Here is a 23,143-nt window from a genome sequence, read left to right on the forward strand (position 1 = left end):
CTATAATATGACTCTAACTATTTTGCCATTTTGGCAGCTTTTCCTGTGGCATGGCAATCCGAACAGAATTTTGGTTGGTGGCAATCACTGCAAACTTTACCTATTAATACCTGTGACTTATGAGTACTCAACCAATTGGCTGGATGTTCGCTCTTATGACAGTTGGCACATAGATTTTCCTTTATCTTGGGTGCATGCTGCACATCCGAATGACAGTTATAACAGGCGATCTTATTATTTGTTACATGATTCTTATGTACAAAATTAAAATCATCATATTTTTCTATCCTTTCTGAACTATAATGGCACGAATTGCATTTATCCTTGGAAACAATGTCATTTGCGCTCTTTGATATATCAGTATGGCATGTCAGGCAATCAGCTCCACGACTCAAATGGCTTGTATGATCAAAGTTTGTGTAATTCCTGGGAGTACCTTTTGGAGGGCCGTGGCATGATGGACAGCCGGATACCGAAGTATTGCCTGGAACATCTCTGAAGTGGCAGGTAAAACATGTAGATGTTGTTACCACTATGTGCCCTTTATCTTTCTGTTCCATGTTTGGATGACATTGGGCACATGATGGATCTGATACCGACTGATGTTCTTTCATTCCGATAACGAGCATGGAATGGCAACTTGTGCAGGTTAATTGTATACCTCTATTTGGTTTTAGCAAATGGTTCTTATGACTGAAATTAACTCCTGTGAATGGAACTTCGGTTGAAAAAATACGATCTTCATGACATATGAGGCAGTTTTTATCCATGACTTTAGCGTATAAATTATCTTTGTATTCTTCCACCGTGGTCTCATAGCTGTAGAATTGCATCAGCCCGTTTATTTTACCTTTTACATGGCCTATTATACCCGGTTCATAATGACATTCCACACATTTTACTGTAGTGTGGGATGAGGTTCTCCATGAATCGTAATATGGTCTCATTATATGGCAATTCTTACCGCAAAATGCGGGATTTTCAGTGATCTCCAGCATCTTTACTGAAATTACCAATGTAACTGAAAGAAAAACGATCAATACAATAATAATAGGAATTTTATATTTTGAAATCCTGTGCTTAATAACATCTGTAAGTGATATTTTATCCATTTTAGGTCTCCCTTTACCGTTTCCACTTTCTAATAAGATACAATATTGTGAATATTCCCATAACAAGTACTATTCCTATTCCAGGAACAGAAGGTACTGTTTGTTCAGCTTCACTTATTTTACCTTGCGCTCTGTTGGCCGAATCGATCCCGATTTGGATTTGGTTGTCGAAATCTTTAAGATCAAAACTATGCCATAATGATGGAACCTCATTTAACACAGACTTTGCTTTATCAAGATCATTTCGAGCAGATGTTATATCTTTTCCTTTTGCCTTTGCTTCGGATATGGAATTTTCTGCCAGACGAATATCTTCTTTTAATTCATCTGCTTTTTCAAGCGCAGATTTTGCATCCCTGGGAACATCCGCTGATGCAATCTGGTCTTTTTGATTATGGCAAACACTGCAAAGAGAAGTGATTTCAGATGCCTTTAATACTTTAAAGCTATGAGGCTGATGGCAATTAACACAAGATGGAGCACGTTTTTCCGCGCTTAATCTTTGATAGTGCATTGTATTTTTAAAATGCTCTAATTCTGTTGAATGGCATTTTCCACATGTTTCAGGAATATTTTTATAATAAATCGGACTTTCCGGATTAGTAATGTTCCTCATGGAGGAATGAGCTCCTGCTTCAGTATTTACATCAGGATTGCCTCCATGGCACGCATCACAGGTCACAAAATAACTTGAATGACCCGAATCAGACCACTGCTGGAAATTATCTGAAGCTTTTTTCCTTATTATATCTTCATGGCATTCAAGCGAGCAGGATATATTTCTGTCAGTATGATTAGATCTGATATCATTGAACCTTATTTGCTCATCTGTAAAAGGTGATAAACTCTTATGACAATTTACACACGAATTATTAAAGGCCTCTAAATTTGCTGCTCCGGCAGGAGCAATCAAGAAAATAAAGACAATTATTATTAAACAAGCAAATCTAAAACTATACACGTAAGAATTTGGGTTTTTATCTTTTGAAGACATTTTTCCTTTTCACCGTTATTTATGATTCAATATCCTATCTCTTAATGCCAGAACTATGTACCCGTTTTTTATTCTGTATCTTGTGATGATGTGATGATTCCCTACAATAAAAAGTTTGCGATAATATTACGTCAATGATTTGGAGAATTTCTTTTGCCAGGTTCTTCCATCATCATCCCAGCCCATACATATCCTTTAATCCATGTCCCGTAGCAATACAAACAACTGTGCCTTCCAGCTTATTCTTTATATATCCGGCATATGCAACAGCGCCGCTGGGTTCAACAAAAATCCCGTTACAGGAAAGCAAATTACGTGCAGATAGCGCCTCATCGTCCGTAATTTTTATGGCAAAGCCTCCTGAATCCCTTATCGCCCGAAGGGCTGCCAGGCCATCTATCGGATCCCCGCATGCAATGGCTGTTGCTATTGTTTTGGGATTTTTTACAGGGATTATTTCTTTTAAGTTCTTTTCCCAGGCATCGGCCACTGGCGCACAATTTTCAACCTGTACGCCTATTATCCCCGGTATTTTATCGGTTATTCCAACAAGAGCAAGCTCGCGGAAGGCTTCATAAATGCTCCATATCAGTGTTCCGTTACCAACCGGCACTACAATATAATCGGGAACATGCCAGTACAACTGATCTGCTATTTCAAACCCTACTGTCTTTGTGCCTTCGCTGCGCCATGGATAATCTCCTGTCAGGAATGAATCGCTGTTTGACATCACAAATTCTTCGGCACGCCTCATGGCCACAGAATAATCCCCGGCAACAGGTATCGTTTCTGCACCATATGCTTTTATCTGCATGATCTTTTCTTTTCCCACGATATCGGGAATGAACACTTTGCATTCGAGGCCAGCAAAAGCCGCATACGCAGCCATGGAAGCACCCATGTTGCCAGTGGATGCAAGCGCTACTTTTTTCTTCTTGAACTCAAGTGTTTTTGTTATTTCAAGAGAGGAACCCCGATCTTTAAAAGAGCCTGTGGGGTTTGCAGCTTCGTATTTTATGAGCAAGCGTCCTTTTTTTGAGAGTCTCTTATTTTCAAGAAGAGGTGTTCCTCCTTCACCCATTGAAATGCACTTTGAAAGGTCTTTTACAGGCATGAAAGCCCAGTATTTCCAGTGGTTCGGGGGAGTACGCATGAATTCATCACGAAGAATTACTTTTTTTATGGATTTGTAATCATATTCAGCATCCACAGCCGAGCCGCACTCACACCGCGGAATTGGCAACCGCTCTATTTCATAGGGTTTATGCAGCCTTCCACACCTGAAACATCTAAAACCTGTAACGTAAACCATTAATATTAATTTATGCTCTTCTGAAATATTATCGTTTTGGAACTCTGGAAGCGGCATTGAAAGAAAAGATTCCTGCAATTAAGAAAGTAGAGGCGATTCCGGATAAGGATATGACAGATAAGTTCTGTTCGCATCCATAATAAGGCATGGATTTTACTTCTGGATCAAAGCCGCCAGAAAAGCATTAAAGGATTTGCAGTTATTTGTAAGTACCTTAAAATCCAATTCAGTGGCATACTTTGGAAGATTCCATTTTTCATAACCAGAATTATTTTTCAGCACTTCAGAAGGCTTTGAATGCGGCCATTTCAAATTTTTGCTGATGCATATCCATTCTTCAATTTCATACTCTGCAAGAATGATTTTGACTGGAGTTTTCAAGCTATGAGGCACATGGCGTTCTACATTTGCATATCTGTAGTCATAATTTTTTGGTTCATCAGAATCCAGTATGATGATTATCTTGTCACAGGAATTATCGAATGCCTTCAAAATCCTGTCAAGCTTTAAATTACATAAGGGACGCATGGGTTTTGTGGTTTTTACGGTTACATTTCCTACCAGATTCTTATTTTTAAGCAGAACAATTACGTTCTTTAAAAATGCCCCGCCATAATCGTCTTCGGAGATTATTTTAATGTTCATGCTACTGTTCGGTCTTTAATAGATCTCCGTAAATCCAGCCCTCGCTGAACGTTATACCCTTTTCTATTAAGAACTCCCTTATTTTATCAGGGTCTTTTATACGTTTAAATTTTGATTCTCCTTGTTCTATTTCGACAAGAATAATATTATTTAGCTCTGTCATATCAACTACAACAGGCGAATGGGTGGTTATTATTGCCTGTGTATCGCCTATTTTTATTGTATCCAAAATGAGTTCTAATGTTGAAGGATGCAGGGAATTCTCAATTTCATCGACTATAAGCAAAGGTGGTTTTAAGTAAATAGCTATCAGCAGCGCTAATAGCTTATAAAATCCATCGGAGGTGTTGGGTGGTAAAAGTTCAAAACCATCTTCAAAGAATTTTATCATGACCCTACCGTCATCAGTAATATGTGGACGCACATCTATTTTTGGAAAAATCATTGAAAAAGGATTGTATATCTCTTCAGGAATTTTTCCTTCTTTGAGATAAATGGTGTGATATACACTTGCAATATTGCTTCCATCTTCTTTGGGAATTTCTTCTCTTCTAAAAGGTTGAGGAACTTTCATTAGCCGAATATTGAGCGGATATAAAATCAATTGTTTGCTTAAAGTTGAAAGTATTGTTGTTGATGCATACGAAAAAAGTGGACCTTCTAAATGATAACCATCTTCTTTGTCATAGATAACCGGACATAATGTTGTAATTGACTCAGATTTTTCATCTTTTCCGAAACGTCTCGGAGCAACAATGTGGGATATCATATACAGGTTCAATGTTTTTTTTTCGGTAAGCCTACGCCCCTCCCATGACATATTTCTGATTGAATCGAAAAGCCTCTGTTCTATATCAACCCGAATTTTTTTCTCTTTTATTAATTGATTCTTCTCCTTTTTTAGTGTCTTTTTAGCTCCGTAGAATCCTCCATGCATTGATTTATATCCATTTAAGTTTCTAATAATAGTTTCTATAAAATCAGTATCATGAATGATCAATAGCCATTCGCCTTCTTTTTCAAACTTCACATATCCTTTAATATCTAAAACTTCTCGCAAAATCTGGAATTTCTGCCCAACTCCAGTAAAACTTGTCTCAAAATAGACATCATAACCTTCAATATCAAAAAGCAGCCCAATAATTATGGGCAATTCTTCCTTTCTCTGCCATACGACATTGTCATAACCCCACCATTCTAAAAATGGGAAACTCTCTTTATCTGCATAAATCTTTTTCAATAACCTGAATGCTTCAATTAAATTTGATTTCCCCGAAGCATTAGCCCCCACAACTACATTCATCTTTCCAATATCGATTTCACAATCATGAAGACTTTTGAAATTCTTAATAAAAACCTTCTTTAGAGACGATTTTACCATCAAAGCATAATTTAAAGAGCATACTATTTAAATTTTTGTAATAAAAAATAACAAAAACTATACTAAGAGAACCGATACAAACTCACATTTCCTTCCTCAGCTTCGCTATCCTGTCCCTTATCTTAGCTGCCTTCTCAAACTCCTGGCTCTTGGCAGCCCGATGCATCTCAGCTTCAAGCTCCACAATATAATTGAAAATCTCCTCTCTGGGCGGCGCCTCTTCGGTTACCGCGCGCGGCTCAACAGACTTCTGTATGGTCTGCGGCGTAATGTTATGCTCCTTATTATATTCAATCTGCATCGTCCGCCTTCTGTTTGTCTCATCTATCGCTCTTTGCATCGAACCAGTCATTGTGTCTGCATACATCACCACTTTCCCCTCAACATTTCTTGAAGTCCTGCCTATTGTCTGCAAAAGTGATCGGCCAGAACGCAAAAAACCTTCCTTGTCAGCATCAAGGACAGCAACAAGCGCGACTTCAGGCAGGTCAAGCCCTTCACGAAGCAGGTTGATCCCCACAAGCACATCGAACTCACCAAGGCGCAGCCCTCTGATTATCTCGATTCTCTCAAGCGTCTCTATCTCAGAATGCATGTATCGTGCTTTTATCCCGACTCCGAGAAGATATTCTGTAAGGTCTTCTGCCATTCTTTTTGTAAGAGTTGTAACAAGAATCCTGAATTTTTTTGCAGTCTTTGCGCGGATCTCCCCGATCAGGTCATCGATCTGTCCTGTTATGGGTTTAACAATGATCTCAGGATCAACAAGCCCCGTGGGGCGGATGATCTGCTCCACGACCTGTGCGCTCATTGCAATCTCATAATCAGCAGGCGTTGCCGAAACATACAGCGCCTGGTTCACCCTTTCACTGAATTCATCGAATGTGAGCGGGCGGTTATCGTATGCTGACGGCAGCCTGAAACCGTAATTCACCAGAGATTCTTTTCGCGCATGATCCCCCGCCTGCATACCGCGTATTTGCGGGATGGTAACATGCGATTCATCGATCACTATCAAAAAATCTTTCGGGAAATAATCCATAAGCGTGTACGCAGGCTCACCCTCTCTTCGGCCATCCATGTGGCGGCTGTAATTTTCTATTCCCTGGCAGTACCCGATCTCATGCATCATCTCGATATCGAATTTCGTTCTCTGCTCAAGACGCGCTGCTTCCAGTATTTTTCCAGTTCGCTTTAGTTCCTGTAATCTTCCTTTAAGTTCTTCCTCTATTGATTCGATAGCAACGTCGATCTTTTCCTGAGGCATAACGAAATGCTTGGCAGGATAGATGACAAGGGCGTCTTTTTCCATGATAATTTTTCCTGTCAGCGGGTCAAATTCCGAGATGCGTTCTATCTCATCACCGAACAATTCGATCCTGACACCGGTTGATGCATAAGACGGAAATACTTCGATCGTATCACCGCGCGCCCGGAATTTTCCAGTGCTGAAATCAAGGTCATTTCGTTCATATTGCATGTCCACAAGCCTTGAAAGTATTACCTTTCGCGGCGCTTCATCTCCTTTTTTAAGGAGAATGGACATATCACGCCATTCCTGCGGCGACCCGATGCCATAAATGCAGGAAACGCTTGCTACAACAATAACATCCTTCCGCTCGAACAGCGACCGGGTTGCTGAAAGGCGCATCCTGTTGATCTCCTCGTTTATGGAAGCGTCTTTTTCAATATAGGTATCAGTCTGGGGGATATAGGCTTCAGGCTGGTAGTAATCATAATAGCTTACAAAGTACTCAACTGCATTTTCGGGAAAAAAGGCTTTGAATTCGGAATAAAGCTGTGCTGCAAGGGTCTTGTTATGTGAAATGACAAGAGTCGGACGCTGGATATTCCGGATAACGTTGGCGACAGTGAAGGTTTTCCCCGAACCTGTCACACCAAGAAGTGTCTGGTGCTTCATACCCTGATTAAGACCCAGGATCAGTTTCTCTATGGCTTTTACCTGGTCGCCTTTTGGTTCAAATACTGATGTGAGTTTAAATGACAATGTTATCCCTTCAGCTTAGGTTTATTCAATTGTGATATAATTAATACTTCTTATTACATAGTATTCATCATAAAACAGGTGGCAAGGTCATGGGCTCGAATAAGAATACTGGTCATGCTAAAGACAGGTTCAGGGAAGATTTGACTTTCTTCGATTTAACTAATATTATTATCGGTTCGATTGTTGGGGCTGATATTTATATAGCATCTGCATTGACGGCCGGGATGATCGGGCCTTTTTCAATAATCGTCTGGATTATCGCAGGTATAATGGCCACAATAATAGCACTGGTTTTTGCTTACTGTAGTTATTATGTTCCGAAGGTGGGAGGACCTTTTGCTTTTGTTTCTTATGCTTTTGATGATTTTTTTGGTTTCCTTACAGGCTGGAGCATGTGGATTGCAGAAATCCTTGCATTACCGGTTTTTGCCATAGCGTTTGTACAATACCTGCAATATTTTCTTCCCCTGGATCCTGTCCAGCAAATTCTCGTAAAAGGACTGTTCGTGTTTGTTTTAACTTTTATAAATATAATTGGAGTTAAAGCTGCAGGAAAAGTCAATGACGTTTTGACAGTTGTTAAGCTAATCCCGCTAATTTTATTGGTCTTCGGGGGGATTTTCTTTTTCATATTTAACCCAAAAATCCTTGTTACAAATTATACACCGTTAGCCCCGCTTGGTTTGGATAATTTCGGGGCTGCCCTGGTGCTGGTATTCTGGGCATACGCCGGATTTGAACTGGGTACGCTGCCTGCAAGTGAAGTTAAGGACCCAAAAAGGACGATACCAAAAGCGATAGCAACCGGAATGATGATTGTCACGGCATTTTACCTATTTACTAATTTTGTCATTTATGGGGCAATCAAATGGTCTGCTTTAGCAGCGACTTCAACTCCCCTGGTTGATGTCGCATCAGTAATTTTTGGCGCGGTTGGAGCTTTAATTATGGCTACAGGGGCTTTATTATCAGTATCTGGGTCTGATGAAGCAAATATCCTCACCACCGCACGATTATCATATGCAATGTCTATTGATGGCTTATTTCCCGGGATATTTTCTAAAATCCACACAAGCTTCGGCACACCATATATGGCATTATTGATCCATGGGATTATTGCATTTACATTGTCCATTTTTTCCGGATTACACGGATTGATCTCGTTTTCTGTTTTTAATCTTGCATTCTCGTACCTGCTAACCTGTCTTGCCCTGATCATACTAAAAAAACGTACAGAAAAAGGTTTATATGGGCAAAATATTTTACCCTGGATCGGTATCGGGGTATGTCTATATCTTCTTTATTCCACATCCATATTCGATAAGGTTGTTGGTTCGGCGTTAATATTCTTCGGTATCTTCCTGTATGTGTTTTTTTCACCAAAAACGGATATACGCCATCTGAAAGAGTTATTTATTTCCGAAGAAAATATTTTTATACGGAGAATGGAAAGGAAAGAGCGGTTCTTGGCAAATTTTATAAGATTGCTGCGTAAAGCTTATAGAAAGTTTAGGCAATTTAGTGTTTGATGGTATCTAACAGGCGGCTGTCACAAATTCAGGTTTCCAAGCAATGATCAAATATTCAGACAAGCTCTAAGAAATATGTACCCTCTTCATGTTTCTTTTTCTTAATCTTGTCCTCTTTTCGCCGGACCACAGGATTTACGGATGCGGCTTCTAAAATCCGTATTTGTCCTTTCTCAGTCGGAATGCTTTCTCTCCTCCTTCCATTACGGAAGTGATTTCATTTCTAACTGCTTTTTTATCAATTGCACCTTCTTCTTTTAATATTCCTCTTGTTTGACTTGTTGAATCTTTGTAATCACAGCAAATTACTAATTCAGCATCTCCATTAACAACAAGATTTGCATTATGACTTGTAAACACTAATTGCCTTTTCTTTTTTGCATCCCAAATGTTTTTTATTATTTGGTCAATTGCTCTGTTGTCAATATCATCTTCAGGCTGGTCAATAAGAAGCGGAATTCCTGACTGATTTAATAAAACTGTCAAAAGTGCTGTTGCTTGTTGGCCTGCCGATGCTGCCGCAAATGGAATAACATCATCAAGTTTATTATTGTTTTTGTAATAAAATTCAGGATTAAATTCTAACTCATTTGTAGATAACCTCAACCAATCATCTGTTGAAATTTTACTACATATTTTTGATTTCTGTTCTTCGGTAAATTTACAAGATGTCAGAATTGGAGTTTCAGGAATTTTCAATGTTTTATCATCTGAAACTTTTAGTTCGACTAACAATCTAAATTCCTCTAAAACTGAAATGTATTCTTTAATTGGTTCTTTTGATTGTTTGATATGCTCAATTATTGCATCAATTTTTTCTTCTCTAATTCTTGTTCCTTCAAAAATATTTTTCAGTTGCGTTTTGAAAGGTTGGAAATTAATGCTCTTTGTTACTTCGGCTTTTATCAAATTATTTGATAATTGTGTAAACTGTTTTGCTTGTTCATTTAATAACGAAACCTTATCTGTATGAAATTTTACCCAATTTTGCCTTTGAATATTAAAATCATTTTCAAAATTTCCAATTTCTTTAATAAGTGATTTTTTGTCCGAAACTTCTTTATTAATTCCACTTATTTCCTTTTCAATTTGCTGAATTTCATGGAGCTGTTGTTTGCTTGATTGAGACTTGCTTTTTGCAATATCATAAGCAGCCTCAAAAGATTCTTTTTTCAATCTCCATTCATCCAACATTGCATTGAGTTTATTCAAATATTCAGCACTAAAAATATTTTTTAATGTTTTTGCTGCTGTATTTATCTCAACAAATTTTGCTTCAACTTCTGCCGAAATATTTTGAATTAATTGTTTGTTTTCAATTTCGTCAACTTTTCTTAATGGTTCAGGATATAATTCAAGAAGTTTAAGAAGCTCATCTGCTTTATTTTCAACTACACTTAATTCTTTTATAGAATTGTTTATTATGATTTGTTCTATTTCATATTTTGATTTCTTATTAATGGTCTCTTTGTCAGCATCTGAAATTCCTTTTAGAGATTTTCGGATATTGTCAACTTGTGTATTTAATGACTGGAATTGAAGATTGAAGTTTTTAATCTCCTGTTCAATTTCTTTTTTTCTTATCAACTGATTATATGAACTTTTAAGTTTTGTTCCAGTTTCACTAAGTTGATATTTCAATGTATCTAATTGGCTAAGAATAGGTTGTTCAATAAATCGTTTCAATTCCTCTGTCTTTACACCAACATCACTTAGCTGCTTTTGACTATATGATTGAATTGGAAGTAACTTACGAATATCTTCTTCTTTCACCTGCTGAAATTCATCTTCTCCGATTTTCAAAAGTATTTCTCGTCCAGAATTGCGCTTTACAACGTGAAGAATTCCATTCTTCTCCATTGTTATTCTTACTTCTCCATTTACATCAACCAAAGTTTTTTGAATTAATGCATTCCTTCTTTTTTCAATAACAGTTAGCTCATCATAATCAGCATTCTGAATTGTTTGGTCACATAATCCCCATCTCAAATATTCCAGTATTGTTGATTTTCCGGTTCCTCTTCCGCCTATTAGAGCAGTATATTGTTTGTTGAAATCTATATTGAATGTTCCTAAAAATTTGGAAGTTGTAACATCAATTGATTTAATATAAATTTGAGGTAATTCAGGTTCAGTCTGTGAAATTCTGGATTCTTTCGCCAAACAAGCTTGTCGTATTGCTTCTGCTGTTGGTTCTGCCCACTTAATCCATGTTGAATGTTGTCCGAATTCTCTGCCATCTTCAAAACGATTATCAGATGTTGAAATAACAGCAATGGATTTGTTTCCATAATGAACATCACCACCATTGATTTTGTTTTGATAACCCGATTCAGTTGAAATAGCTTTGTCAACATAGCCACCAACGCAAGGCATTTTTCTATAATGTTCTTGAAAACCTCGTCGCAAAATTGAATCCTGCCCATCTTTTCCGACATGAGGTAAAATAATATAGTGTCCACGACAATAAGCAAGTTCATCTAATTTTTTATGGAGATGCACTAAGTCGTTAATAATCGCTTGTGAGATTCTTTCGGTTTCTACTGTGGACTTTTCAAATTCATTTGTCGGTGTAATCCCCAAAAAATTAATAACATAATCAAGATTGGCGTCACTAAAACCAGCATCAAAAATTAATAAACATTGACTTGCAGGATTTGCAAGAGTTAATTCAATACCTGGAAATATGGTTATTATCTTTTCAAATTGAGAATCAGCAATAAATGCTCGGTTTTCTTCTTCTGCAACCTCTCTAATAAGCTTTGTTGAAACTACATCGTGATGGTCAGTTATAGCAATTGCATTGAGTCCGGCATTTCTGGCTTTAAGCAAATACTCTTTCGCAAACTGAATTCTGTCATCAGTTATTTGCTTTTTCGATTCAGCGGTTAATGTTTCAAGTGCATCTGGATTAACGCCAATTTGTTTTCCAGTCCAATTTCTATCTCTCGGACTATGAACTTGAAAATCGCACCTGTAAAAATGTGCTCCCTTATCCATAATAAAAACTCCTTTTGCGAAGCCCTATTTCGCATATGCATTCCTCTGGTCGAACTCTACAATCGTCAATCACTTTCTCCTCTTTTTATCTGTAAACTATTTGGATGACTTTAATCTTATCTGTGAAATGTTATGCTCATTTCATAAGGAGTTTATAGTTGTATGAAACCAGAATCCAAACTCGCTGATTTTCACAAGCATATGAAATTTTATACAATTAACAGCAGCAGATATTATTCATTTCAAGGCGGATAATCTTAAAATAGTGACATTATAAAACCACAGGATATGAAGAAAGGCAGCTGTATAATAGTAAGAAATAATGGAAAAGATAATATTCTTGGAATAGTTGAGCATTTAAAGATTTTAAGTACAATGGTAGAAATTCAAGTTCGATTACAAGAAATTAATGCTACAGAGGCGAAACATTTTAAAATTGATTTATATAGGAATGAGTTTGATTCATAGTATATGAGAAATACTTTTTCCAATCCCGACGGTCAATTATTGTATATGTGCCAAGGTGAGCGCATGGCAATCCATGGGATATTAATGGACGCTAAACTATAAGTATGCACTTTTTCACTTATGCGTATAATACGCCACTACCTCATCCCTGCTAACGCTATCGATCCTCACAAACCCGAACCTCTCAAACTGCACCACCTTATCAAGCTCTTTCTCGATCCCGCGCTCGCCAACTCCCGAATATTCACCATCAGGTGAAAGAACTCTCACCTTCAGGCCATCAAGGGGAGCCCAGTGGATTATGCGCGCTTTCTCCTTCTTCACTAAATCCATATCAGTGCCGATGAATCTGGCTGATAGCGGTGATAATCCTGTGATCTGGATATTATACAGGTCTTTCAATCGCAGCTTCTCACCTTCTTTCAGGTTTTCCACATCGCTCTGGCAGATCAGCACTTTTGTTCCCGCGGGGATCTCTCTTATCCCGCCCCGTGAAGGATGAAGAGGCGCATTTGCAATTTTTGGTTCTGCGCCCTCAATTTCAAGTTCAACAGGATCCCATACAAAAAAATACCTGTTCGCTATCGGGTCAACGATCTTCCTGTTCTCGGCATAGAGCGTATCAAGGCTGAGACTGATATCTGTTTCCCCAAGACCAAGTTCTATCATGAATTTCCTGAGAGCTTCCGGTCGTAGGCCGCGCCGCCTCAATGCCCTTATCGTGGGCACGCGCGGGTCATCCCATCCCGTGTATGTTCCGTCAGCTATCGCTTTCTTTAACCCGCTTGTGCTTAATTTCCCGAACTCGTGTATCTGCACGCGTCCCCAGTGCATGGTTTCGGGATATTTCCAGCCCATGTATTTATAAACATATCGCTGGCGCGTCTCACTGTCAGTGAGGTCTTTGCCCCGGATAATAAGAGTCGTGCCCAGGAGGTGGTCTTCCACGGCGCCCTCAAAATCAAGAAGCGGCCAGGCATTGTATTTATCCGCAACTTCGGGTCTTGGGTGCGGCGTCTTAACGATACGAAAGGCTACCCAGTCCCTTATTGCCGGGTCTTTATGTGCGATATCTGTCTTGATGCGAAGCACAGCTTCCTGCTCTTTAAATTCACCTGATAACATTTTTTTCCATAGGGCAAGATTCTCTTCCGCATCCTTTCCCCTGTGGAGGCAGGCTTTCTTTTCATCTTTTAGCGCCTTGAATTCTTCCTGCTCGCAGAAACAAACGTATGCCCCGCCTTTCTTAATAAGCTGTTCAGCCACTTCATAATACTTCGGGATCCTGTCAGAGGCGATTACAACTTCATCAGGATGCGCGCCAAGCCATTCACAGTCGTCAAGATACCAGATATATGCTTCAAGCATGGGGCGCTTGGTCGCAGGGTCTGTGTCATCAAAACGGATGACGAACTTGCCATTATATTTCTTCGTGTATTCCGAGTTAACAACGATACCGCGCGAACTCCCTATGGTAGGCGGACCATTCGGGTTTGGCGCGAACCTCATTACGAGCTGTCCTTTAATATCAAGCGGCGGAAGGCCTTTTTCTGGCTCTTTCTTTTCCCTGAGTTCTGCAATGAGTTCAGGGGCGATCCGGTTCAATTCCTGCTCCCATGTTTCTTGAGGCATTTCATTTCTTTCTCTGAGCACTTCCTCAATAAGAATATTTATTTCTTTAGCCTGAGACCGAAGTTCAGGAGCAACAGCCATAACCTTGCCCATAACAGCCCCCTTTTCTTCCTTTCGAGCTTTTACAAGATTCTTCATCAGGGTATCGATTTTGGCATAAAAGATGTTGTTTTCATTTGTAGTCCATTTTTCACAGTCGTCGAGGGTTGATGAACGATCAAACCTCAGAGCACCGTTCCCAGCGATTCCGTTTGCTACCGCTGTTCTTCCATTCTCATCTATTGCTTCCTCGTGCCCTTCAAGGTATTTTCGGAGAATCCAAAATTCACCAAAATCCTCTATGGTTGTTTTATCATATTCTCCTATTTTTGACTGCGGCATCATTCTATATTTAATAGCATTCTGCAGCGCGTATTTCTTAATAAGTATTTTAATATCATCAGTTGTTAACATTACAGCCTAATTCATCACATAAGAATATTAAACTTCTGCGAAAAAAGAATACTTTTCAATTTATTAAGGTTAAGTGAATCCAGATAAGGATAATCGACCACAGAGTACCCAGAGAGCACAGAGCTTTGCAGCTTTTCTCTGTGTACTCTGTGCTCTCTGTGGTTTTTCAAACCAGAATATAATAAAAGTCTCAAAAAAGTTTCAATAAAGTTTATATTGATACCATTCATATTCAGGTAAGGTGAAATAATGCAGGCTGAGGTTTCAACACTATTTGGATTAAATATTTACACCGAAAAAGGAGTATATATTGGAAAAGTAAACGATGTCGTGCTTGAAGTAAACGAGAAAAAAGCAACGGGTCTTGCTGCCACAAAATTAAATCCCAATATGTTTGATTCGGGAAGCAAAGGCGTAGTCGTCCCGTTCAGGTGGGTTGTAGCAGTTGCGGATGTTGTTCTTATAAGGCATGTCAAAGACCAGTTCAAGAAACCCGAAGAGGTTTCTGAAGAGTATGATATCCCCCAGGATGATGAGGAACAATAATAAATCTTGAATGATGATTTTTCAGAAAATGAAATGAAAGAGAGGGAAATATATTCCCACCTCCGGGTATTTCCTCCTTTTGCCGTAAGGATCGATGGCAGGGGTTTTCGTCGCGCGCTTGGGTTGCTGGGACTTTTAAAACCCTATGATGAAAGATTTGCCCATGCGATGGCGGACTCAATAGAGTTATTTTTTAAGGAAAGCGGCCTGAATCCACTTTTTGCTTTTACATTTTCAGATGAGATATCCTTCTTTTTCTATGAGATGCCCTATAATAACAGGATCGAGAAAATTGACTCCATTATCCCTGCATTTGTTTCCTCTGCGCTTACAATCCGGTTGAAGCTTGAAAAACCTGTTTCCTTTGATTCAAGGATTGTCATTCTTGGAAAAGAAGACATTTACAAATATCTCTTGTGGAGGCAGGCTGAAACCTGGAGAAATCATATGAGTTCCTACGGATATTACACGCTGTTAAAATCCGGAATGAGCGAAAATGAAGCTGCAATGAGCCTGAAAAATATGAAGGCAAGCCAGGTCCATGAGCTTGTATTCAGTCATGGGATCAATCTTGCAGAAACACCACGCTGGCAGCGATGCGGCATAATGGTTTACAGGGAATCCCATGAAAAAACCGGTTTTAATCCACTAAAACAAAAGGAAGTTAAAACAAAAAGGAGAAGAATAAAACAGGATTGGAATCTACCAATTTTCAAGACTGAAGAAGGAAGAAAGCTTATCAAAAGGCTTGTTTCATGATTTTTATAAATTGTAATCAAATAATCTTTTCTGGTTTCTATTGAATTTAAATAAAATATTTTTCGAAGTTTCCCACGAACTACGAGCAAAAGAAGGGAGAGAATCATGGTCATTCACCCATTGTTCAAGGAACCTGATAGTTTTTGCATCAGAAGGATAACCGCTTCCTATTTCCAGTCCCAGTTCGTTTTCGATTTGTTTTACAAGCAAGTCCCTCCGGACTTTTGCAAGTATAGAAGCAGCCGATACGATAGGGTATTTAATATCTGCTTTATGTTCTGAAGTGATCATTATTTCCCCTGGATATTTATATTTCATCCTGATATTTTTACCAAATCGTTTCGCAATTACATCCGCAGCATCTACAAAAGCATGATCAGGTCTTAATTCCTCAAGGACTTTTGTAAATGAGGCGACCATTATTTCATTCATAGTCATTATCTTCCTGAGCTCATCTATCCTGGAAGAGGTAATTTCAAGGATAAAATATTTTTCAGCCAGTTCCTTAATTTTCCCGGCCAGTGCTTCCCGCTTTTTCGCGGTCAGTTGTTTGGAATCCTTCACTCCGATCCTTGAAAGCTCGCCTATTTTTCTTTTATCAAGCAGTATTCCTGCTACGCACATAGGCCCAAGAACCGGGCCTTTTCCTGCTTCATCGACCCCGGAGATCATAAAAACCATTATAAAACCTTATCAGATGATGTAATTTCCGTACCATAAATATTTTTCATATATTTCAGGGAGTATTCATAAGACTCTTCATCTATCGTAGCAGTGCAGTCACGCGCGACTACTGTCTTATACCCTGAAAAATATGCATGAGCAACATTATTCTGCACGCAGATATCTGTGCTTACACCTATAAAGACCAGGGTGTCTGCACTCATTTTTTTTAAAATTTCGGGAAGTTGTGTATCCACAAAAGCGCTGTACCATTTTTTCTCTATCACTATATCATTTTTTTCAGGCCGAAGCTCCGGGATAAGTTCTGATCCCTTACTTCCTTTCATGGCATGTTCCCCCCAGATGCCCATCTCCTTATCTGTCGTACTATGCGCATCCCGTAGAAATATTACCGGGACTCCAAGTTCATGTGCTTTTTTTATAAGAGCAACAACATTCGGGATGATATTCCGGGCGCGGTCACTTCCAAGTTTCCCTGTGACGAAATCATTTATCATATCCACAACAATGAGAACTTTTACCATACTACCTCCAAATTTATATCCATATATTATTAATTGTCCTGGTATTTAGGTTTATAGAACAGCACTACCCTGTATTCTGAAGGTTCGCGGTCCATCTTCCTGTAAAGCAAATAATCAATGGTAATATCTGACTCTTTAAACCAGTACCATGACATCTTTGCACTGTCAAGCCGCTCATAATCCGTGCGAAGGTTGCGCTTTACAATATCAGCTTCATTTGGCTTCTCATCGCCATCATGAACGATTATTAACGGCGCATCAAGGGTGGAATTGATACTGGTTTTCCACTGGATGTTATTGAAATGGCGCATGTACCAGAGGAACTGGGTTTCTAAATCCGTGTCAGTAAGCTGTATCTTTGTAGAATTACCATCATACTGCGATGAAATTTCATCTATTTTACTTAAGAGTAATGCAAATTTCTGCGGCGGCTGGGCAGCCTGGATAAGAGGTTCGGCGGTATCTGTATAACGTTTAAAGTTCAATCCGATACTTGAATATATGAAAAAGGATGATGTTAAAATAATAATTGCGACTATAATAATTCCTTTAAGGGAGTTTAAATCCAGTCCAGGAATAATTTCATTCAGGTAGATCGCTGCAATTAATGCAAGAGGGAGTAAGGGATTAAGTACAAGCCAGGGTACTTTTTCCTGGATATAAGAATATGCAAAGAAATTAGCCAGTGCCCAATATGTCAGGAAAGCAACAAAAAGATTTTTTGACTTCAATACGCTTAAGAATGCAAATATCAGCAATGGTAATAAAACGATTATTGAAGCCGGGAGGTAAGATATGGGAAGGAACCTGCTTGATTCCGGATATGTTTTTGATATGAGATAAAATATACCGGCTATTAACCAGTATATAAGAGAAATCATTAATATCTTTCTTTTCTGATTATCGCAGCAGCTATAATGTGCAATTCCTAAAATTCCAAATATGAGTATTGGAAGCTCATAGAGAGCTATGATCGGTAAGTAAAAAAAGAAAACGCCGCCCATACGTTCGATCTTATGCATCTCGTACCAGTGTATAACCGCTTTCATGAACGCATCTTTAATCCCCGGAAGGTCAAGGAAATTTCCCGTATAATATAAGGAGAAAAAGACAATAAATATAATAACAAACAATAAAATTTCTGTAGACAGGATCACAAATTTATTATCGAGATTTTTGATTTTCCCGATCAAACCAATGTACCATTTTTCCCTTATGGCGAAAAGAAACAGGTAAAATAATACCAGAGCCATTATGATGTATGCATTTTCTTTAAGCGCAACCAGTGATGCAAGCGCCAGTGCCCCGACAATAATGTAAATAAATCTCAGTAAAGGATATCTGCCGAAACTTAGAATAATTATAACTAATCCGATCAATGCAAATGAAAAAAAATATAATCCTTTCAAGGTTAATAACGATAGCATCCGAATGTATAAATCCGGTATGACCCAGATAAATGCCAGTGTTAATATTATTAATATAGTTGCAAATAAATATGCATTCCTGGTCACTATATTTTTATCATTTGAATAATTGATATTATAATAATTTATAGTAGAATAATTATCTACAAATTTGATCGCGCAAACAAATAATAATAGTGTAAAAAAAGACATGAATATGTCTTCCCTGTAAAAACGGGAATAATACAGGAACGATGGCGAGAGCGCAAGGAAGAAAGCACAGATCAGCGATCCGGTCTTTCCGATATATTCCTTTAATGGCAGCAAAAATAACAGCATAGCAGATCCGAAAATTGCTGGCAGGATTCGTGCGGAATAGTCACTATCCCCTAATCTTTTAAATATTTCTGTTGTCACATAATACATAAAAGGCCCATGGAACGAGGGATCGTAAGAATAGCTATGCTGGGTGAACAACCTGTACGTAAAATAACCTACAGCAGCCTCATCGTGATGAAATACCCTTTCATCAAGCCTGTAAAATCTTAAGAAAAATGCAAGGGCTACCAGGATAAAAAAACAAAGATAATAAGGAAAGCTTTTTTTACTCATCCACTTCATGATAGCTTAAACTTATTCATAGCATTTATGGTTTTGGAAAAACATTCATGGCGCATGCCAAAAATCAACGTCAGGTTCTTTGCAAATTTCAGGGAATTCACAAAAACAAGTGAGCTTGAAATTGAAGGAGATACTATCCGGGAGATACTTGAAGTGATTTGTATTAAGTTCCCGGAAATGGATAAGATCTTATTTATTGATGGAAAATTACAGCCTTATGTTAATATTTTTCTGAATGGGGAAAATATTCTTGAGTCAGATGGAATAGATAAGTTGCTTCAACCGGGTGATGAAATAGCTATTTTCCCTCCTGTGTCGGGTGGATGATGTTTAAAGAAAGAATAAATGCACAAAAAGCAAAAGAATTATTTCTCCATTCATTTCAACCAATTTCAAAAATAGAGGCTTTGCCAATTGAAGAATGTGATGGAAGGATAATTGCAGAAGATATAATTGCAAGCATAGATGTGCCGCATTACCGGCGTGCAGCCATGGATGGATTTGCAGTCATGGCATCTGAAACGCTCGGAGCAGGCACTGGTTCACCTGTTATTCTCAGATTATCAAATAATATGGAGAAAGGCACATGCATGAGGGTGCATACAGGTTCACCCATGCCGGAAAATTCGGACGCAGTCGTTATGATTGAAGATACGGTATTGTCCGGCGATAAGGTTGAAATATTTGCACAAATCCATCCTTTTAAGAACGTTGGGGCAATAGGGGAGGATGTACAAAAAGGTGAAATTATCTTAAACAGGGGACGCTTGCTTCGTCCCTGTGATATCGCTGTTCTTGCGTCACTTGGTATCCGGAATATTAAAGTTTTTAAAAGGCCCCTTGTTGTTATCATTCCGACCGGTGAGGAACTTGTGCCCAGGGGTAAGAAAAACCTGGCGGATGGAGAAATCTATGAAACAAATGGATTGATGTCTGCAATGTATATACGAAAATGGGGTGGTATCCCGTGCCTGCTTGATATTGTGACCGATTCTCCTGACAGAATAAAAGAAGCTATTATATCAAACCTTGATGCAGATATGATTTTAACAAGCGGTGGGACTTCAGTGGGAAAACGCGATTTTGTTCCGGCAGTTATCGGATCACTTGGAAAACTCCTTGCCCATGGTGTCGGGATCAGTCCTGGAAAGCCTACAGCTCTTGGGATTATCAATGGTAAACCTGTTGTATGCATGCCCGGATATCCTGTTGCAGGTATAGTTGCGCTTTTTTTTTATGGAAAGGCCGCATTTCGAAGGCTCGGGCATATTCCGGATGAGCCTGAAAGAACTGTAAAGGCAGTGCTTTCCGGAAAGATAGCCGGAAGGACAGGGTATAAAACATTTGCCCGTGTAAAAATAGATAATGGCGTTGCGATCCCACTGGCAACAGCCGGGGCAGGGATTTTAAGTTCGGTTTCTAAAGCTGATGGGTTCGTGATAATTCCGGAAAATATCGAAGGACGAAATGCTGGTGAAGAAGTGGAAGTAGTGTTAATTGATTGATTATTTTGTCATCATTATAATCATTTTATCGGCAAATAAGTATATTAGTTATGATACTTATTATTAGTATGAGCAGGCAAATAATTCATTTATATTTTCCCCACATCCTATCCACTGCCTGCTCTATCCTATTTTTTAACGGACATTATCCTGGTGTATTTGAAAAAAATGGTGGTATAATGGGCAGGTTGGGGAGTGGTGGTATTTAAAAAAATTCCTGCCCATTGTTTTCCTAAAAACACACATAATATTTAAAATATTGTACGACTTATTCATAATTCAAACCTAAAAGTATCTTCTTTCCCGCCCTTACATCATCAACAGAAAACACCTCAAGATTATACACACCATTAAACCTGAGTTCTTTCAAAATAGAAAAATCAATAACTCCTTTTCCAGGCGCACCATGAAGATCGCCCCAGAATTTCTCTGTAAAAAAACCCTGGTTATCGTGGACATGAACATGCGTTACATAATTTTTTAACTCCCTGGCAAATTCCCGAAGTTTCACCTGGTTTCCCTTGCATGTCAGGTTGGCATGCCCTATATCAAAAGTAGCCCTCAAATTGGGTGAACCTGTCTCTTCGATAGCTTTTATCAGGTCAGTTGCGCTGATGCACAGGTTATCCGGGTCAGTTCCTTCCTTATTTTCAAGTCCGAGTATAACATTCGCATCTTTGGCAAATTTCGAAAGACGGGATAATCCTGACACCATGTTTTCAAATGATTCGTCTTTATTTTTATTTCCATTGATCCTTCCCGGATGAATAACCACAATCCCTGATCCGAGAGCTTCTGCGATCATGATACTTTCTTTCATGAGCTTCTCTGTTGTATCACTCAATCTTGCAGTGTCCACAATGAGTTCGTGCGGGTAATTTGGCGCATCGCTAAAATAAGGAGCATGGATAGAAGTTGATAAATCGTATGACGAAAGCGTATCTGTTAGTTTGCGTATGCGTGATTTTATTAACTTTGTTCCTTCATAAACTCCAAGCTTTGGTATATACAGCTCTACAGATTCAACTTCGCGCTCCAATTCAGGAAGTGTTCCTGCAAAAGATGATGCCCCAATGATCATTTTCCATTTCCATTAATTCTTGTTGATCAGGGATCTTAATTTTTCAACAAGCTCTTTCCTTATTGAAGATTTGCGGTCTCCGCCGCACACGCAACCCCTGACCCCGATAATATCCGGAGAAATTCTTTTTAATGCAGGGATATCTTCAAATTTGATCGTGCCTGCAAGGGCTGCCTGGAGCCCGTGGTCTCTTGAACTTGAAACGAACTGCCTGAGTTCATCTTCGGTCAGGAATTCAAATGTGGAGCGGCCATCCTTGATTCCCGTATCCATCATCACAACATCTACGCCTGCTGTTTCACCTATCTCTGGCAGTTCAAAAGGTGAAATGGAATTAATTCGCTTATAATCAGAATAACCTGAAGCCACTACAAACTTATTTTTATCATATTCCTTTACAGAACGGACGATATTTGTAAGCATGTCAAGGGCCTGCTCCCTGGTCTGTATATCGAATAATCCAACTTTGATGTAATCTGCACCAGAGACAGCCGCACCAAGCGCTGCTAATGATGCCGTTCCTGGCTTATAATTAAAATCACCGATCGTTGCGCTCAAAGGTACTGCGCCTGCCACGTTTTTCACAGCTTTTATCATCCACGGGAAATTAGCGCCAAGTGAGCCTTCTTTCGGGTTCTTTACATCTATGATATCAGCTCCTCCTGATTTGCAGGTTCTGGCTTCCTCAACGTTGATCGGGCTTACGAGTAACTTCATATCAATAGATTAAATTGATGCACTAATACATTTATGTTTCGAATTTGTTTTGATATAATATACGGTTGAATTTTTGCAATTGCAATCAGGATATTGAAGTGGGTTGAATTATGAAAATAATATTAAAATTTTAATAACTCTCAATCGCCAGTCCCGGAACCTTCGAAAAGTGCTTTGCATTCTTCGTAAGCAGAGGCTCGCCATGAGTAAGGGCGATACTTGCTATAAGGAGGTCAAAATCCCCGATATCATTTCCTTTTCTCTGGAGTTCTATCGAAAGTTTCCCAAATGTTTCACTGGCAGCAATTGAAAATTCCAGAATATCAAGGGTATCGAGCAGATGCCGTACTTTTTTAGCTTCTTCGATCGGCCGGGATGAGTTATATGCACCTTTGTAGAGTTCAGATGCATTAAGAGGCGTTGTATTTAATTTATCACCATCTGCTGTCAGCTCTTCCAGTTTTCTCTCCGCAGCAGGTTTACGGCGCAGCAGATCGATTATGAAATCAGTGTCCAGGCAGGTCATAGATCAACTTTCCTGAGTTTTGCTTTTCTTGTTTCCTGCATTGATTTTTCAATATTATCTGCAAGTTCGGTACTGGTTTTCAGTGAACGTATGTAATCAAGCGTATTCTTTTTCCTGGTCAGTTTCAATATTATGTCCGTAAAGCTTTCGTTAGGGGCTTTTTTTGCTCGTAATTTCTTATAAGCATCCAGCGTAATTGTTATGGTTTTGGTCGCCATAATATCCATGTATGTGCATGTA

21 protein-coding genes are annotated in these 23,143 nt (G+C 38.9%); 6 read left to right on the plus strand and 15 right to left on the minus strand.

Going from position 1 to position 23,143, the window contains the following annotated elements:
- Positions 1 to 17: 17 nt before the first annotated feature.
- The 6 genes from FIB07_09645 to uvrB form a co-directional block, all read right to left on the minus strand.
- Complete coding sequence (locus FIB07_09645; GenBank protein NJD53115.1) at positions 18 to 1,112, minus strand: hypothetical protein; 1,095 nt, start codon at positions 1,110 to 1,112, stop codon at positions 18 to 20.
- Between the two features lie 13 nt (positions 1,113 to 1,125).
- Positions 1,126 to 2,106, minus strand: a complete 981-nt coding sequence (locus FIB07_09650) for a hypothetical protein (protein NJD53116.1) — start codon at positions 2,104 to 2,106, stop codon at positions 1,126 to 1,128.
- 172 nt (positions 2,107 to 2,278) lie between these two features.
- Positions 2,279 to 3,475: a threonine synthase gene (gene thrC, locus FIB07_09655; GenBank protein ID NJD53117.1), complete on the minus strand. Its 1,197-nt coding sequence runs from the start codon at positions 3,473 to 3,475 to the stop codon at positions 2,279 to 2,281.
- A 96-nt stretch (positions 3,476 to 3,571) separates the two neighbouring features.
- A complete protein-coding gene (locus tag FIB07_09660; protein NJD53118.1) occupies positions 3,572 to 4,063 on the minus strand; it encodes a hypothetical protein in 492 nt (163 codons plus the stop codon).
- A gap of 1 nt (position 4,064) precedes the next feature.
- On the minus strand, positions 4,065 to 5,444 hold the full coding sequence (locus tag FIB07_09665) for a recombinase RecF (protein ID NJD53119.1): 1,380 nt from the start codon (positions 5,442 to 5,444) through the stop codon (positions 4,065 to 4,067).
- An 82-nt stretch (positions 5,445 to 5,526) separates the two neighbouring features.
- Positions 5,527 to 7,458: an excinuclease ABC subunit UvrB gene (gene uvrB / locus FIB07_09670; protein NJD53120.1), complete on the minus strand. Its 1,932-nt coding sequence runs from the start codon at positions 7,456 to 7,458 to the stop codon at positions 5,527 to 5,529.
- 83 nt (positions 7,459 to 7,541) lie between these two features.
- Here uvrB and FIB07_09675 point away from each other — a divergent pair, with 83 nt between their 5' ends.
- Positions 7,542 to 8,981, plus strand: coding sequence for an amino acid permease (locus FIB07_09675; protein ID NJD53121.1), 1,440 nt, complete (start codon positions 7,542 to 7,544; stop codon positions 8,979 to 8,981).
- A gap of 150 nt (positions 8,982 to 9,131) precedes the next feature.
- Here FIB07_09675 and FIB07_09680 read toward each other — a convergent pair whose 3' ends face one another.
- The gene (locus FIB07_09680; protein ID NJD53122.1) at positions 9,132 to 11,981 is read right to left on the minus strand and encodes a hypothetical protein; all 2,850 of its coding nucleotides are present in this window, start codon (positions 11,979 to 11,981) and stop codon (positions 9,132 to 9,134) included.
- A gap of 288 nt (positions 11,982 to 12,269) precedes the next feature.
- Here FIB07_09680 and FIB07_09685 point away from each other — a divergent pair, with 288 nt between their 5' ends.
- The gene (locus FIB07_09685) at positions 12,270 to 12,449 is read left to right on the plus strand and encodes a hypothetical protein (protein NJD53123.1); all 180 of its coding nucleotides are present in this window, start codon (positions 12,270 to 12,272) and stop codon (positions 12,447 to 12,449) included.
- A 114-nt stretch (positions 12,450 to 12,563) separates the two neighbouring features.
- On the opposite strand, the gene FIB07_09690 is transcribed toward FIB07_09685, so the two are convergent.
- Entirely contained in the window at positions 12,564 to 14,219 is a 1,656-nt protein-coding gene (locus FIB07_09690; GenBank protein ID NJD53124.1) for a glutamate--tRNA ligase, read from the minus strand.
- 564 nt (positions 14,220 to 14,783) lie between these two features.
- Here FIB07_09690 and FIB07_09695 point away from each other — a divergent pair.
- Together FIB07_09695 and FIB07_09700 are read left to right on the plus strand one after the other, a co-directional pair.
- Positions 14,784 to 15,080, plus strand: a complete 297-nt coding sequence (locus FIB07_09695) for a photosystem reaction center subunit H (GenBank protein ID NJD53125.1) — start codon at positions 14,784 to 14,786, stop codon at positions 15,078 to 15,080.
- A 33-nt stretch (positions 15,081 to 15,113) separates the two neighbouring features.
- Positions 15,114 to 15,839 carry a tRNA 5'-guanylyltransferase gene (locus FIB07_09700; protein NJD53126.1) on the plus strand — a complete coding sequence of 242 codons (726 nt, stop codon included), beginning with the start codon at positions 15,114 to 15,116 and terminating at the stop codon, positions 15,837 to 15,839.
- A gap of 3 nt (positions 15,840 to 15,842) precedes the next feature.
- On the opposite strand, the gene FIB07_09705 is transcribed toward FIB07_09700, so the two are convergent.
- Genes FIB07_09705 through FIB07_09715 form a run of 3 tightly spaced genes read right to left on the minus strand, consistent with a single transcriptional unit; the run spans position 15,843 to position 19,074 of the window.
- Complete coding sequence (locus tag FIB07_09705; GenBank protein NJD53127.1) at positions 15,843 to 16,511, minus strand: ribonuclease HII; 669 nt, start codon at positions 16,509 to 16,511, stop codon at positions 15,843 to 15,845.
- Positions 16,512 to 16,519: 8 nt separating this feature from the next.
- Positions 16,520 to 17,047 (minus strand): cysteine hydrolase, encoded by a 528-nt coding sequence (locus FIB07_09710; GenBank protein ID NJD53128.1) that lies wholly within the window; start codon positions 17,045 to 17,047, stop codon positions 16,520 to 16,522.
- Positions 17,048 to 17,076: 29 nt separating this feature from the next.
- The gene (locus tag FIB07_09715) at positions 17,077 to 19,074 is read right to left on the minus strand and encodes a TIGR03663 family protein (protein ID NJD53129.1); all 1,998 of its coding nucleotides are present in this window, start codon (positions 19,072 to 19,074) and stop codon (positions 17,077 to 17,079) included.
- A gap of 54 nt (positions 19,075 to 19,128) precedes the next feature.
- Here FIB07_09715 and FIB07_09720 point away from each other — a divergent pair, with 54 nt between their 5' ends.
- Complete coding sequence (locus FIB07_09720) at positions 19,129 to 19,401, plus strand: MoaD/ThiS family protein (GenBank protein NJD53130.1); 273 nt, start codon at positions 19,129 to 19,131, stop codon at positions 19,399 to 19,401.
- Positions 19,398 to 20,579, plus strand: coding sequence for a molybdopterin molybdotransferase MoeA (locus FIB07_09725; GenBank protein ID NJD53131.1), 1,182 nt, complete (start codon positions 19,398 to 19,400; stop codon positions 20,577 to 20,579). The genes FIB07_09720 and FIB07_09725 overlap by 4 nt, the downstream gene beginning before the upstream one ends.
- Positions 20,580 to 20,847: 268 nt before the next feature.
- Here the strand turns inward: FIB07_09725 and FIB07_09730 are convergent, their stop codons facing one another.
- The 4 genes from FIB07_09730 to FIB07_09745 form a co-directional block, all read right to left on the minus strand.
- Positions 20,848 to 21,660 carry a sugar phosphate isomerase/epimerase gene (locus tag FIB07_09730; protein ID NJD53132.1) on the minus strand — a complete coding sequence of 271 codons (813 nt, stop codon included), beginning with the start codon at positions 21,658 to 21,660 and terminating at the stop codon, positions 20,848 to 20,850.
- 12 nt (positions 21,661 to 21,672) lie between these two features.
- Entirely contained in the window at positions 21,673 to 22,377 is a 705-nt protein-coding gene (locus FIB07_09735; protein ID NJD53133.1) for a (5-formylfuran-3-yl)methyl phosphate synthase, read from the minus strand.
- Positions 22,378 to 22,507: 130 nt separating this feature from the next.
- Positions 22,508 to 22,903: a type II toxin-antitoxin system VapC family toxin gene (locus tag FIB07_09740; GenBank protein ID NJD53134.1), complete on the minus strand. Its 396-nt coding sequence runs from the start codon at positions 22,901 to 22,903 to the stop codon at positions 22,508 to 22,510.
- Entirely contained in the window at positions 22,900 to 23,121 is a 222-nt protein-coding gene (locus FIB07_09745; protein ID NJD53135.1) for an antitoxin, read from the minus strand. Before FIB07_09745 ends, FIB07_09740 begins: the two co-directional genes overlap by 4 nt.
- Between the last annotated feature and the right edge of the window lie 22 nt (positions 23,122 to 23,143).

The organism is Candidatus Methanoperedens sp., from assembly GCA_012026795.1.
Lineage (GTDB): Archaea > Halobacteriota > Methanosarcinia > Methanosarcinales > Methanoperedenaceae > Methanoperedens.